This window comes from Algoriphagus resistens, assembly GCF_001442615.1.
Taxonomy (GTDB): Bacteria; Bacteroidota; Bacteroidia; order Cytophagales; family Cyclobacteriaceae; genus Algoriphagus; species Algoriphagus resistens.
On record NZ_LMXN01000014.1, the window covers coordinates 64939 to 78295 of the forward strand.

A 13357-nucleotide genomic window follows, 5' to 3' on the forward strand; every position below is an offset into this window, starting at 1 on the left:
TGAGGCTATGCTGATTGAAAATCTGCTTAATATTGCATCGCATTTGAATAACTAAATCAAACCCGAATATGGCTTACATTGAACCGGCTCCGATCAAGGATAAAGAGAATCCTTTGGAGTCAATGATGGAAAGATTCAACATTGCAGCTGAAAAGCTCGGCCTCTCAGACGAGGTGTACAATGTTCTGAAAAATCCTGCCAAGCAAGTAATCGTATCCCTTCCTATCACAATGGATAATGGTAAAATCCAGGTCTTCGAAGGCATACGGGTAATCCACTCCAATATTCTTGGCCCCGCGAAAGGCGGGATTAGATTTGCTCCCGATGTACACATCGATGAGGTACGGGCGCTGGCCGCTTGGATGACCTGGAAATGCGCTGTAGTGGATATTCCTTATGGCGGTGGTAAGGGAGGCGTGAGATGTAATCCTAGAGAAATGTCCAAGGGTGAAATCGAGCGTTTGGTCAGAGCTTATACTATGGCAATGATCGATGTCTTTGGTCCAGACAAGGATATTCCTGCTCCCGACATGGGAACGGGGCCAAGAGAGATGGCCTGGCTGATGGATGAGTACTCCAAAGCAAAAGGAATGACTGTAAGCTCGGTTGTAACGGGGAAACCATTGGTACTTGGCGGATCTTTGGGAAGAACAGAAGCTACCGGTCGAGGTGTAATGGTCTCTGCTTTGGCAGCTATGCAAAAGCTCAAAATCAATCCTTTTCAGGCAACCTGTGCAGTACAGGGATTTGGAAATGTAGGCTCTTGGGCAGCAAAACTTTTGGAAGAAAGAGGATTGAAGATCGTAGCAATCTCCGATCATACTGGTGCTTTCTATAGTGAGAAAGGAATTGATATTGTGAAAGCGATTGAATTCAGAGATGGCAATGGTGGACATCTGGGTGGTTTCAGCGGTGGTGACAGAATGGAAAATGCCGCTGATCTGCTGACATTAGAGGTAGATGTTCTGGTGCCTGCCGCGGTAGAGGATGTGATTACTATCCATAATGTGAATGACATCAAGGCTAAGCTTATCGTGGAAGGGGCTAACGGCCCGACTTCGGCAAAAGCTGATGCCATTATCAACGAAAAAGGGATCATGGCAGTGCCGGATATTCTGGCGAATGCCGGTGGCGTAACCGTTTCTTATTTTGAGTGGGTTCAAAACAGATTGGGATACAAGTGGACAGCTGACCGCGTCAACCGCCGATCTGATCGAATCATGAAAGACTCGTTTGAAATGGTTTATCAGGCATCTCAGAAATACGATGTTCCGATGAGAATTGCAGCTTATATCGTGGCAATCGATAAAGTAGCGAAGACATATACGTACAGAGGTGGGTTCTAACCCTATTCTATCGAAAGAATATTTTATCTTTGAGGCGTGGAGTAAAATCCACGCTTTTTAGTTTTGAAGCTTATGACCATACACAGAGAAGGACGGGTTTTGTTATTTTGGCTGCTGATTATTTTGGTAGCCGGGAATTACTTGATTATCTATTTCCTACCGGATGCCAGGGTGCTTTCCAATGTTGCAGTTTTAGGAAGTACAGTGTTGTATCTGATAATTCTTCAGTTTTTCAGAAGTCCGATAATCAAACTTCCGTCGGATGAAAGATTGGTATACGCGCCCGTAGATGGGAAAGTAGTGGTGATCGAGGAGACTTTCGAAGGAGAATATCTGAAGGAAAACCGAAGACAAGTGTCGATTTTCATGTCTCCTATCAATGTGCATATTACCAGATCTCCCATCAAAGGCCTAGTGGAGTTTTTTCAGTATCACCCGGGTAAATACCTGGTTGCCTGGCATCCTAAGTCAAGCACGGAGAATGAACGTACTACCATGGTAGTAACACATAAGAATGGCACCAAACTGCTCGTAAGGCAAATAGCCGGAGCATTGGCCAGAAGAATAAAATGGTATGTGAAACCGGGGTCTAAATTGGAACAAGGAGGAGAATTCGGATTTATCAAATTCGGTTCCCGGGTAGATGTATTTCTTCCTTTAGATGCGGAAGTACTTGTGGGACTTGAGGAAAAGACCAAAGGGGGAAGAACTCCTATTGCGAGACTGAAACTGAAGGCATAGGATTTATTATGGATTAAAATGTAGCAAATTGAAGTCTATCGCCGTCTTAGGATTTGTAGACCAAATCACTTATTAACCATGAAACTACTTTCTTTAATTTCTCTCCTCTTGGTTTCCATCAGTTTTATCGCCTGTGACAAGGATGAAGATGAACTTCCAAAACAGTTGTCAGGTATATGGGAAGAGCGCTTTTACGTAGATTCAGTGGGTTATTGGGTGGTGAATACACTGGAATTTAAATCTGATAACGAATACCAATTTAGAACCACCGTCAGAGAAGTTGAAGCTGGTCCGGATTTAGGCTATCGCTTTTATTACGATGATAGTTATACATGGGATGGAGAGACTTTCAGCTATTCCCCGGACCTGGCCAGCTGGATAGACCATCGTGAGGAGAATTTTTATGTTCCCAAGGAAGAATTGAATGCTGGGATAATAGATTATGTCCGGATGCCTACCGCTTCCCTTGTTTTTGAGGCGAATAATACCAAAATGATTTTTCAAGAAATTTGTCCTGAAGACATCTTGCCCTGTGAAGATCCTTTTGAAGTAAAAGAGTATACCCGCGCTGATTAGAATTTTTACTTTTCGTTGGGCAGGCAGAACCAGAACGGCTCAGCCTGTTTTACGTAGTAAGAACTAGGCCTTGAATACCTTTTTATAAACGATTATTCCAAGTCCTAAACTCACAAAAAACAGGGTCAGACTAAGCCATTCGAATGTCCGTCTTTCGGATAATTTTTCTTTGAGCTGTTTATCACGGTCTGCTACAGCTCTTTTAAGCGCTTGTATATCTTTTTCTTGCTTAAAGACGATTGTTTTGTAATCTTCTCCAGTCTGAGTGGCAGAAGTGGTTTCTATATCGCCGATCATTCTCAGCTCATCCATGATGAGATTGTCCTTTTGGATGATCCGTTCCAGCCATTCGTTCGTTTCGATCATGTCCTTTTTGGTGCGATTGCCAAAGATTCCTGATTTTTTGCTCTCTGATTCTTTCCACTGCTGGGTGAGCACATCGCGATCCTGAACCATTTTTTCCAGTTTTGCTTGCCCCGCTTCTGTGAATTGTGGTGTCACAAGCTTTAAAAGCAATAGAATTATTCCTAAAGTCATTTTTGTGGTCTGGATAAATTACTGAACACCTCTGTCATTCTGGAGAGTTTACGAATTAATTGCTTCCAATAAAGGAATACGATGATTGATACACTTACAACAAAAATGCCAAGGCTGTAAGGAATTTCCACCTTAAAATTTATGAACAGGCTTGTGAAATTGATTTTAGGGCTGACTGCTTATTTTTTCCAGCCCCTTGTCATTTCTTTCTTGCCTGGAGGCCCGGGCAAAGTTTCTACTTCTAAACCTAATTCCTTCAGATCTCTTTTGAGTTGGCCTGTGGCACAGTAGGTTGTGAAAATTCCACCAGGATTCAATGATGAGCAAACTTTATTAAGTACTTCCTTTTTCCACATTTCAGGCTGTTTGCTCGGCGCAAAAGCATCATAGAAGACGACATCGGTAGGATAAAGAACCACATCCTGGAGGCTGGTTTTTTCCTTCTTCATATTGAAATATTCCGACATAATGATGCCTTTGCCCCAATCAGCTTTGTGCAAGCGTTGCAAATATGGTTTGTAATGGAAAATAGCATCATCCATATCTCCGTAGTTCAACTGGGAATAAATATCTTCTGTCAGCGGAAACGGCTCAATGCTATGATAAAGTACAGGAATTTGATTTTGCTCTGCCCAAACTAAAGTAAGCCATGCATTGAGGCCTGTTCCGAATCCAACTTCAAAAATCCTAAGGGGCTTTTTGTTGGGGTTATTTATAATCCAGGAGTCCAGCCCGTAGAGCATAAATACATGGATTGATTCTTTGAAAGCCCCATGAAAACTGTGGTAGGTTTCTTTCAACTCTTCATTGTATAAAGAATGGGAACCGTCCTCAGTGGTGATGATTTTCAGATTTCCACTCATATCGAATATATTAAAGCCGAGCAATAGGCCGATACGCCTTCCTCTCTTCCTACAAACCCCAGCTTCTCGGTGGTTGTAGCTTTGATAGAAATGTCATTTTCTGACACATTCATCACCTCCGCCAGGCATTTTTTCATTGTGGGGATATGTGGATTGACTTTTGGTAATTGCAGACAAATGGTTGTGTCCAAATTGCCTACTTCATATCCTGCTTCGCGCAGGAGAACCATTACCTCCGCAAGTAGAATTTTACTGTCTATCCCCTTGAATTTTGGGTCTTGGTCAGAAAAATGATATCCTATATCGCGCAGATTGGCAGCACCGAGTAGTGCATCGCAAATGACATGGATCAAAACATCTGCATCGGAATGGCCGACAGCACCTTTTTCATGTTCTAATTTGATCCCGCCTAGCCAGAAGTCGTATCCTTCTTTAAGTTGGTGGACATCGTAGCCGAAACCTATTCTGAATTTGTTCATGCAGGTACAGATTTATAGTACAATACTGAAGAGTTTTCTTCCCGGATCAGGCGATTTGCCCAGGTCATGATTTCATCTCCTTTTATTTTTGATTTATTTTTGAATTCCTCGTAATAAAGATCGGGGTTTCCAAGGTGTGCATAATTTGCCAGATTCATAGCCCGATTGAGCACTTGTATAGATTCATAAGTTTTCATTGCCTCTCCCTGATTTTTCACTTTCTGAAGAGTATAGTCAGAAATTTCGGACGACAGGAACTTTGAAACGACTTCATCCAATGCTTTTTCAGCTTCCTGAGCAGCTACACCAGCTTCCATTTTTCCAGAGAAAATCAAAAGCCCCGGATCCACTGAACCTAAAATATATGCTCCCACTGAAGCAAATAGCTTCCCGTTTTTTACCAAAGTTTGCTCTAGCAGAGAAGACTTGCCAAATCCAATGATATCGGTAATCAGATCTGCCTCCAAATAACCCTTAGCGAGTTTTGCGGGCATTTTGTAAGCTTTATACAATGCATCCGTAGGTACGGGAGCTTCTACAGTCTTAATTTTTTTGATGTGCTGGGCAGGCTCGGCTGGAATCCGGTGAGTTGGTTTGGAGAGATTTGGGATCGGTTCAAACCATTTCTTCGCCAATCTTTCTATTTCTGCCTGTGTCACCGCACCGGCAACCACTAGCACAGCATTGTCTGGTCGGTAATTAGCCTGATAAAAGTCCCACACATCCTCTTGGGTATAGTTGACAATGTCATTCAGATTCTGGCCAATAGTTGGCCATCGATAAGGATGTGTGTCGAAGGCGAGGTCCCGTAAATGATGGAATACGTCACCATAAGGTTGGTTCAGGTACCGCTGCTTATATTCCTCCATTACCACTTTTCGTTGAGTCTCGATGGTTTTTTCACTAAGCGTCAATTGCAGCATTCGGTCGGATTCCAGCCAAAATGCAGTTTCCAGATTTGCTGCTGGAATGGTAATGTAATAATTGGTAATGTCAGGGCTGGTAAAAGCATTGCAGGCACCACCGACACGCTCCAGTTCGCGGTCAAAGACAGGTACATTGGCCGAACTTCCAAACATCAGATGTTCGAAAAAATGGGCAAGTCCGGTCTTGCCGGGTTTTTCATTTCGGGATCCGACTTTATAAAGCAGGTTGAAAACAGCGATTTTGCTGCCTTGATCCTCATGGACGATTACTTCAAGTCCGTTATCTAGGAAAAATCTTCGGTAGGGTAGCATAATTGTAGCTTGCAAAGCTAAGATAATTGGCAGTTTTGGCTAATCTGAAGAAAGAATTTTAAGTAAACCTTCCTACTTACTCATCAGTTTAACCACAAGTCGGCCCTTTGATGTAAGCATTCCTGAATTTTTGGAAAAAAAAGCGAACTTTAGCAGGCTAGTCAAAGTTAGTGCTCCAATATAACCTTCAGCTAAATTCCCCCATGAAAAAACATTGCGTTGAACTCCACCAAACCGGACAGTTTTCACAATTTTTTTTAGATTACATAGGAGGGAAAGAGGAGCTGAGGGCATTTTATTCTTATTCCCCTAAGTTGGAAAACTTCAAACAAGCCATTGAAAATAAAGTTTTCTCAGAGGATCATCGCCATGTTCTGGTAAAGGCACTTCAGCATCAATATGCCAATCTGGAGGTAAGCCGCGCTGTGTCGGCCAATATTGATGCACTGGCTTCTGAGCGTACATTTACAGTAACCACCGGACATCAACTCAACTTATTTACCGGTCCGCTTTACTTTATTTATAAAATTGTCTCAACGATCAACCTTGCCAAGAAGCTCGCTAAAACATATCCGGAGTTCAAAATTGTGCCTGTATACTGGATGGCTACAGAAGATCATGATTTCGATGAGATCAATTACTTCAGACTTGACGGGAAAAAATATCAATGGAATTCAGAACAGACAGGTGCGGTAGGGAATTTTAGGCTGGACGGCAGTTTTAAGGAATTTCTAAAATCTGTTTCCTTTGCCCCTGATGTTTTTACAGAGGCATATTCTTCGTCAAAAACCTTGTCTGAGGCTGTTCGCAAGTATGTCAATTCTCTATTTGAAGAGGAGGGGTTGGTGGTAGTAGATGGCGATGACCCTACGTTAAAAAGGGAATTTAAAGATGTCATTCTTTCAGACCTGTTCACCCATACGCCTTATGAAAAAGCAGCTGAGACCACAGAGGCGCTGGGGAAATTGGGATACAGTAGCCAAATATTTCCCCGGGAGATCAATTTTTTTTATTTGGATCAAGGTGTCCGGGAACGAATAGAGAAAATGGATTCAGGCTTTGGTATTGTAAATACTGACTTGAGGTTCACCGATGAGGAAATGGAAAAAATGGTGGAGGCCCATCCGGAGAAGTTCAGCCCAAATGTAGTGTTGCGCCCGCTGTATCAGGAAGTGATTTTGCCAAATCTCGCATACTTAGGAGGTCCGGCCGAGGTTGTATATTGGCTACAGTTGAAAGGTGTCTTTGACCATTTTGAAATTCCCTTCCCGGTGCTGTTGCCACGTAATTTTGCCTTGCTTATCAGTCCGCAAGTTCAGCGGAAAATGCAGCAGTTGAATTGGAGCGTGGAAGATCTTTTTGTTGATATTGATCACTGGAAAAAGACTTTTGTGAAGACTGAGGCATCCATTGATATTGAATTGACTAAGCAAAAAGAAATAATTTCCACACTTTTTGATGCGAAGGGAAAGGAAGCGGCACATTTGGAGAAAAGCTTAGAAAATGCTTTTGAAGCGGGGAAAGTTCGATCATTGAAGATTATTGACCAGATGGCCCGGAAGCTTCGCAAAGCTGAAGAACGCCGATTGCACACCCAGATAGCGCGAGCGTGTTGTATCGAAGATCAGGTGAAGCCTGGGGGGAGTCCTCAGGAACGGGTTGTAAATATGATGCAGTTTTATTTGGAGAATCCTGGTTTGATCTCAGAGCTTCTGGATTGTTTTGATCCTCTTGATTTCAGAATGATGGTATTGGAAAATGAATTTTGACAAACATCAATTAAGAATTTTTTATAAGGAGTTGCGAGCAGCCCTTTCGGATGAAGAGCTTGAGGAAAAGTCCCTTCAGATAGCTAACCGGGTGAAATCTTTTTTAAGCCAGAGAAATGAGCTTGTTCATTTTCACCTATTTTTCCCTATTCCCAAACAACGGGAAATCAATACTTATCCAATCAAAGATTTTTTAGAAGCTAAAGGGGATTTTATCTACACATCTCTGGTGGAGCCAGACACGCTTCAAATGAAAACATTGTTTTTAAAGCCAAAAACTGGTTTTCAATTGGACAAATGGGGGATTCCTGTTCCAAAAGATTTTGAGTTGGCTTCAAATGAACCTATTCAAGTCGTATTTGTGCCCTTGTTGGCTTTCGACAAGAGCGGACATAGAATAGGTTTTGGAAAAGGATATTATGATGTTTTTTTGAATACCTTGGATCCTGAGGTATTGAAAATAGGATTGAGTTTCTTTCCTCCAGAACTAAGTATTCCATCGGAATCACATGATATCTCACTCGACTATTGCATTACACCAGAAAATATGATTACTTTTTGATCAGTAATTAAATTGATCCTTTCATGCGATTTTCTCTTTTAGTGGCTTTTACTGCTCTTTCCTTTGTGTTTTTATCTGCCATAGAATCAAACGCCCAAATGAGAGACTATAATACGATGGTTGGGGTGACAGCCGGAACAAACATAGGAGGAACCGTAAAACAATTTATTTCAGAACCTGGAGCTGTTGATCTTCTGGTCTATAGAAGATGGAAGGGCTGGGTTGCGGCAGCTTTGTATGAGCATCACCTGGATATCAGGGGATTCAGGGGGTTAGAATGGTATTTTGGTGGCGGAGCTCACTATGGAATGTGGAAGGACGGGAAGGGAGAGCCTCCATGGGTTGACAAAATAAATCAAGATTACAGTGCATATGGGATTGACGCGATTGTTGGGTTAGAATACAACATCAACCGAAGCAGTTTTTATGTGGGGCTTTACTGGAAACCCGCTTACAATTTTACCGATTTTACGAAGTTTTGGGAAGATGAAGCTGCCTTTACGCTAAGGTATGCATTATAGGAATGAATTGGGAGGTGGACTGGGAGTCGGCAACGGGTCCCGGCCGTCTTGTTAAATACTTACATTTTTTGTAGCAGCATTGAGGTAAAGCTACAATTGAATTTACTTTTTACTGTCCCAAAGAATGCATCGGTCTCCAATCCTTGATCTTTCGTTTTCGATAATAGAGGTACTGACATCCATTGAGGAACACCAAGTTTATGTTTAAAGCGGCATTTTGGGATGTCGAATGGGATCCTAGCAGTCAATTTTGACTGAATTATCATTGCAGTCTCAGCTTTACTTCAGCTGCTAAAGACCGGGGAATGTCAATTGTTCACTAAATGCAATTTTTGGTATAAAAAATACAATTTAACCTCATTTTTTCACTTGCGATGCGAAAAGGTGTGATCGGTAAATAACAATGCACCACTTTCGGTAAATAAGAATATGTCTCGTCCTGAAAAAAGTTGACACAATTTAGTCAATAGTCCTGAATGTTCTTGACAGGTTTTATTGTTCGTCCTGAAATTATTTTACACCCCAACATTGCACTTTGGTTTTCACTGATCCTCCCAACCTGAAACAGGTTCCAGAACAGATGGCTTGGCGTACTTCTTATAAACTTTCCACCTTTTACTCAGTTTCCCTTCCATGAGGTGAGCCTGGTCTGGGGTCAGGTAGTCGATGCTAAGATGCGGCCGTTTCTGATTATAAGCCATTACAATTTTGTCGATAGCTTTCTTGGCTTCCCGGTGATTGAGGTAGAGTTTGTTAGGAAAAAACTCATTCTTAATTGTCCCGTTTACCCTTTCTGCCAGCGCATTATCATAAGGGTTTCCTGATTGGGTCATGCTTATGGCAATGCCTGCTTCCGCTAATAACCCAACATATTTTTCCGAACAATACTGCACGCCCCTATCTGAGTGATGGATCAGGTCAGCGGGCCTCCTCTTGTCCGGCAGGGAATCCAGGGCCATTTCCAGGGTCTCCATACAGCCTGCCGCCTCCAGGCTATCGTGCAGGCAATGCCCTACCAGCTTTCTGGAATACGCATCTGTGAGCAGGCTTAAATAGCTGAACCCTTCTGCTGTACGTATATAGGTGATATCGCTTACCCATAACCGGTTGGGACATTCTACTACCAGCTGCTTGATCAGGTTAGGGTATTTTTTTAACCAATGCGCTGATTGGGTAGTCCTAACTGATCTTATTCTTCTTTTCACCAGCAATCCATGAAAACCCAACAGGCTGAACAACTTGTCCCTTCCCATTTTGATTTTATGCTCCTCTAATTTGTAATAGAGCATTTTAAGGAGTTTCCGTACCCCTATACCGGGCAAATCTTCACGGAGTTCATGTTGTATCGCCCAGAAAAAAGTTGATACTTTCCGCAAGAAAATCCTTACATAGGTTTACAGCTCTGTATCAGTTCCCGTAACTCTGTTTTGGTTAATTTATTGCATTTCCAATTTATTTTTAAAGTAGTTTATGGTCTGATAATATTTGTATATTTGGAAAGGCAAATAAGCATTGAACAACTTGTCCCTTCCCACTTTGATTTTATGCTCCTCTAATTTGTAATAGAGCATTTTAAGGAGTTTCCGTACCCCTATACCGGGCAAATCTTCACGGAGTTCATGTTGTATCGCCCAGAAAAAAGTTGATACTTTCCGCAAGAAAATCCTTACATAGGTTTACAGCTCTGTATCAGTTCCCGTAACTCTGTTTTGGTTAATTTATTGCATTTCCAATTTATTTTTAAAGTAGTTTATGGTCTGATAATATTTGTATATTTGGAAAGGCAAATAAGCAGTTTTTTATTATAGATTTAAGACCTTAGCTTTGGTTCATTATTAAGAATCAATTATGGATAAGTTTTCTTATATCGCTAATGCTCACGTGTCCTACATAGATGAGCTTTACTCTTCTTACAAGAGTGACCCAGAATCAATTGACCCAAGCTGGAAGGAGTTTTTTGATGGCTTTGACTTTGCACTAACCAATTATGGTGACGAAAAAAATACTTCTTCTTCAAATGGGAAGGGTGCCGCTCCTGCGAAAAACGGGGCATTAGCTACTCCCGGTACCATTATGGATATGGAGCAGTTGCCAAAAGAAATCAAGGTAAGGGCCTTGATTCATGCATATCGCTCCAGAGCCCACCTTAGATCCAAGACCAATCCGGTAAGAGAACGTCGTGATCGAAAAGCATTGATAGATCCTCAGGATTTTGGTTTGGGGCAAGAAGACATGAATATAGAATTCCAAGCTGGAAATGAGATTGGAATCGGCTATGCAAAGCTGTCAAAGATTTTAGATTCGCTGAAGTCCATTTACGAAGGATCAGTGGGATTCGAATATTTATATATCCGGGATCCGGAGATGTTGGACTGGTTTAAAACCAAAGTTGAAAAAGAAGCTTTGGCTTTTAATCCCACCCACGAAGAGAAAAAGAGAATACTGTCTAAACTAAACCAGGCAGTGGTATTTGAAAACTTTTTGCACACCAAATACCTTGGGCAAAAGCGTTTTTCCCTTGAGGGGGGAGAAAGTACTATCCCCTTTTTGGATGCTGTGATCAACACATCCTCCCAGCTTGGGGTAAGGGAGGTAATGATAGGAATGGCCCACAGAGGCCGTCTGAACGTGCTTGCAAATATCATGGGGAAAACATATGAGCAGATTTTCTCTGAATTTGAAGGTACTGCAAAGCCTGATTTGACTATGGGGGATGGAGATGTGAAATACCACATGGGCTATTCCAGCGATATCGTGACACACAGCGAAAACAAAGTTCATTTAAAACTGGCTCCAAACCCTTCTCATTTGGAAGCGGTGGATCCTGTAGTAGAGGGCTTTCTTCGTGCTAAAATCGATTCTGAATACAAAGGTGATTTCAAAAAAGCTCTTCCAATTTTGATTCATGGCGATGCTGCCGTTGCTGGGCAGGGTATTGTATACGAGGTGACTCAGATGGAAGGATTGAAAGGCTATAATACAGGAGGAACAATCCACTTTGTCATTAATAATCAGGTTGGTTTTACAACTGATTTTGATGATGCCCGCTCTTCCATTTACTGTACTGACGTAGCTAAAATCATAGATGCGCCGGTAATCCATGTAAATGGTGATAACGCCGAGGCTGTTGTATTCGCGGCCAAGTTAGCTGCCGAATTTAGACAAAAGTTCAGCCGTGATATTTTTGTGGATATGGTCTGCTACAGACGCCATGGCCATAATGAGTCTGATGAGCCTAAATTCACCCAGCCAGAACTTTACAATATTATCTCCAAGCATCCGAATCCAAGAGAAATCTATGTGAAGCGATTGACGGAGCGTGGGGATGTGGAGGCCAAATTGGCTTCACAAATGGATGAGGAATTTAGACAATTGCTCCAGGATCGTCTGAACTTGGTGAAAGAAAAGCCGCTTCCGTACCAGGCTACCCGTTTTGAAGAGGTTTGGAGCAGCCTGAGAAGATCAAAACCTGAGGATTTCGACCAGTCTCCGGAAACTGGAATTAGCCCCGAGTTGATTGAAAAAGTTGCTGAAGCACTGACCGTGGTCCCGCAGGGGTTCAAACCGCTTAAACAGATTGAGGCACAGTTGAAGCAGCGTAAAGAAATGTTCTTTCAATCCAAGACATTAAACTGGGCTGCTGCGGAATTGCTTGCTTATGGTTCTTTGACGCTGGAGGGAAAAACAGTTCGCTTGACAGGTCAGGATGTACAAAGAGGAACTTTTTCTCATCGTCATGCGGTACTTCATGATGCCAATACCAATAAAGCTTACAATTCGCTGAAGGAAATGAAGGATAGAAAAGGTGAGTTTTACATTTACAACTCGCTTCTTTCAGAGTATGCCGTGTTGGGTTTTGAATATGGATATGCCATGGCAAATCCAAATGCTTTAACTATCTGGGAAGCGCAATTTGGTGATTTCGCCAACGGTGCGCAGACGATGATTGACCAATTTATTACTTCTGGAGAATCTAAGTGGCAGAAAATGAACGGATTGGTGATGCTCCTTCCTCATGGCTACGAAGGTCAAGGTCCAGAGCACTCCAACGCTCGTCCGGAGAGGTTTCTTCAACTGGCGGCAGAGTATAATACCGTAGTTGCAAACGTGACTGAACCTTCTAATTTCTTTCATTTGCTTAGACGACAGTTGGCTTGGGAATTCAGAAAGCCATGTATCGTGATGTCACCTAAGTCTCTTTTGAGACATCCAAAAGTAGTTTCTCCACTTTCAGAGTTTACCGCAGGTTCCTTCAGGGAAGTGCTTCCTGATACCACTGTGAATGCAAAAGAGGTAAAGCGAGTGGTACTTTGCTCGGGCAAAATCTTCTATGATCTGGATGAAGCAAGAGAAAAAGAGAAAGTGAAGGACGTAGCCATCGTGAGAATAGAACAGTTGCATCCACTTCCTAAAAAGAAAATGATGGAAGTGCTGGCCGGTTATCCGGAAGCAGAAGTAGTTTGGGTTCAGGAAGAGCCTTCAAACATGGGTTATTGGAATTACATTCTAAGACTGCTTTACAAGGAATTACCTATGGAAGTAATTGCTAGAAAAGCCAGTGCATCTCCTGCAACAGGTTATAACAAAGTCCACGTGGAAGAGCAAAAGAATATTGTTGCTCAAGCGCTTAAATTGAAATAATTACAGCTCTTTTTAGAAAGACATCCAAAATAATCTTATCATTTTGTTCCTCTCTTTTTGACTACAAAAGAGAAAAAAAGAAAA

General features: G+C 42.1%; 12 protein-coding genes. 7 read left to right on the forward strand and 5 right to left on the reverse strand.

The annotated features are described in order from the left end of the window. Positions 1-68: 68 nt before the first annotated feature. The 3 genes from AS141_RS20770 to AS141_RS20780 all read left to right on the forward strand — a co-directional run bounded on the left by AS141_RS20770 (position 69) and on the right by AS141_RS20780 (position 2663). On the forward strand, positions 69-1346 hold the full coding sequence (locus AS141_RS20770) for a Glu/Leu/Phe/Val family dehydrogenase (protein ID WP_057939627.1): 1278 nt from the start codon (positions 69-71) through the stop codon (positions 1344-1346). Positions 1347-1418: 72 nt separating this feature from the next. Beyond that, positions 1419-2087, forward strand: a complete 669-nt coding sequence (locus tag AS141_RS20775) for a phosphatidylserine decarboxylase family protein (protein ID WP_057939628.1) — start codon at positions 1419-1421, stop codon at positions 2085-2087. Positions 2088-2165: 78 nt separating this feature from the next. Further along, positions 2166-2663, forward strand: coding sequence for a hypothetical protein (locus tag AS141_RS20780; RefSeq protein ID WP_057939629.1), 498 nt, complete (start codon positions 2166-2168; stop codon positions 2661-2663). Between the two features lie 63 nt (positions 2664-2726). Here AS141_RS20780 and AS141_RS20785 read toward each other — a convergent pair whose 3' ends face one another. The 4 genes from AS141_RS20785 to AS141_RS20800 all read right to left on the reverse strand — a co-directional run bounded on the left by AS141_RS20785 (position 2727) and on the right by AS141_RS20800 (position 5780). After that, positions 2727-3200: a hypothetical protein gene (locus AS141_RS20785; protein WP_057939630.1), complete on the reverse strand. Its 474-nt coding sequence runs from the start codon at positions 3198-3200 to the stop codon at positions 2727-2729. Positions 3201-3379: 179 nt separating this feature from the next. After that, the gene (gene mnmD / locus AS141_RS20790; RefSeq protein ID WP_057939631.1) at positions 3380-4063 is read right to left on the reverse strand and encodes a tRNA (5-methylaminomethyl-2-thiouridine)(34)-methyltransferase MnmD; all 684 of its coding nucleotides are present in this window, start codon (positions 4061-4063) and stop codon (positions 3380-3382) included. After that, positions 4060-4542: a 2-C-methyl-D-erythritol 2,4-cyclodiphosphate synthase gene (gene ispF / locus AS141_RS20795; protein ID WP_057939632.1), complete on the reverse strand. Its 483-nt coding sequence runs from the start codon at positions 4540-4542 to the stop codon at positions 4060-4062. The genes mnmD and ispF overlap by 4 nt, the downstream gene beginning before the upstream one ends. Further along, positions 4539-5780 carry a M16 family metallopeptidase gene (locus AS141_RS20800; RefSeq protein WP_057939633.1) on the reverse strand — a complete coding sequence of 414 codons (1242 nt, stop codon included), beginning with the start codon at positions 5778-5780 and terminating at the stop codon, positions 4539-4541. Before AS141_RS20800 ends, ispF begins: the two co-directional genes overlap by 4 nt. 203 nt (positions 5781-5983) lie before the next feature. On the opposite strand from AS141_RS20800, the gene bshC reads away from it, so the two are divergent. The 3 genes from bshC to AS141_RS20815 are packed head-to-tail and all read left to right on the forward strand — an operon-like array spanning position 5984 to position 8632. Continuing rightward, positions 5984-7549 carry a bacillithiol biosynthesis cysteine-adding enzyme BshC gene (gene bshC / locus AS141_RS20805; protein ID WP_057939717.1) on the forward strand — a complete coding sequence of 522 codons (1566 nt, stop codon included), beginning with the start codon at positions 5984-5986 and terminating at the stop codon, positions 7547-7549. Further along, positions 7539-8111 carry a 5-formyltetrahydrofolate cyclo-ligase gene (locus AS141_RS20810; protein WP_057939634.1) on the forward strand — a complete coding sequence of 191 codons (573 nt, stop codon included), beginning with the start codon at positions 7539-7541 and terminating at the stop codon, positions 8109-8111. Before bshC ends, AS141_RS20810 begins: the two co-directional genes overlap by 11 nt. A 23-nt stretch (positions 8112-8134) precedes the next feature. After that, positions 8135-8632, forward strand: a complete 498-nt coding sequence (locus tag AS141_RS20815; protein ID WP_057939635.1) for a hypothetical protein — start codon at positions 8135-8137, stop codon at positions 8630-8632. A gap of 542 nt (positions 8633-9174) precedes the next feature. Here AS141_RS20815 and AS141_RS20825 read toward each other — a convergent pair. Further along, on the reverse strand, positions 9175-10008 hold the full coding sequence (locus AS141_RS20825; protein WP_232424973.1) for an IS3 family transposase: 834 nt from the start codon (positions 10006-10008) through the stop codon (positions 9175-9177). Positions 10009-10480: 472 nt separating this feature from the next. On the opposite strand from AS141_RS20825, the gene AS141_RS20830 reads away from it, so the two are divergent. Beyond that, positions 10481-13273 carry a 2-oxoglutarate dehydrogenase E1 component gene (locus tag AS141_RS20830; protein ID WP_057939638.1) on the forward strand — a complete coding sequence of 931 codons (2793 nt, stop codon included), beginning with the start codon at positions 10481-10483 and terminating at the stop codon, positions 13271-13273. Positions 13274-13357 lie beyond the last annotated feature (84 nt).

What these genes read in the sequence shown, in the direction of transcription:
- ispF (WP_057939632.1), bottom strand. Translation starts at nt 4,542, where the DNA reads ATGAACAAATTCAGAATAGGTTTCGGCTACGATGTCCACCAACTTAAA.
- bshC (WP_057939717.1), top strand. Translation starts at nt 5,984, where the DNA reads ATGAAAAAACATTGCGTTGAACTCCACCAAACCGGACAGTTTTCACAA.
- AS141_RS20815 (WP_057939635.1), top strand. Translation starts at nt 8,135, where the DNA reads ATGCGATTTTCTCTTTTAGTGGCTTTTACTGCTCTTTCCTTTGTGTTT.
- AS141_RS20785 (WP_057939630.1), bottom strand. Translation starts at nt 3,200, where the DNA reads ATGACTTTAGGAATAATTCTATTGCTTTTAAAGCTTGTGACACCACAA.
- AS141_RS20830 (WP_057939638.1), top strand. Translation starts at nt 10,481, where the DNA reads ATGGATAAGTTTTCTTATATCGCTAATGCTCACGTGTCCTACATAGAT.
- mnmD (WP_057939631.1), bottom strand. Translation starts at nt 4,063, where the DNA reads ATGAGTGGAAATCTGAAAATCATCACCACTGAGGACGGTTCCCATTCT.
- AS141_RS20780 (WP_057939629.1), top strand. Translation starts at nt 2,166, where the DNA reads ATGAAACTACTTTCTTTAATTTCTCTCCTCTTGGTTTCCATCAGTTTT.
- AS141_RS20810 (WP_057939634.1), top strand. Translation starts at nt 7,539, where the DNA reads ATGAATTTTGACAAACATCAATTAAGAATTTTTTATAAGGAGTTGCGA.
- AS141_RS20770 (WP_057939627.1), top strand. Translation starts at nt 69, where the DNA reads ATGGCTTACATTGAACCGGCTCCGATCAAGGATAAAGAGAATCCTTTG.
- AS141_RS20775 (WP_057939628.1), top strand. Translation starts at nt 1,419, where the DNA reads ATGACCATACACAGAGAAGGACGGGTTTTGTTATTTTGGCTGCTGATT.
- AS141_RS20800 (WP_057939633.1), bottom strand. Translation starts at nt 5,780, where the DNA reads ATGCTACCCTACCGAAGATTTTTCCTAGATAACGGACTTGAAGTAATC.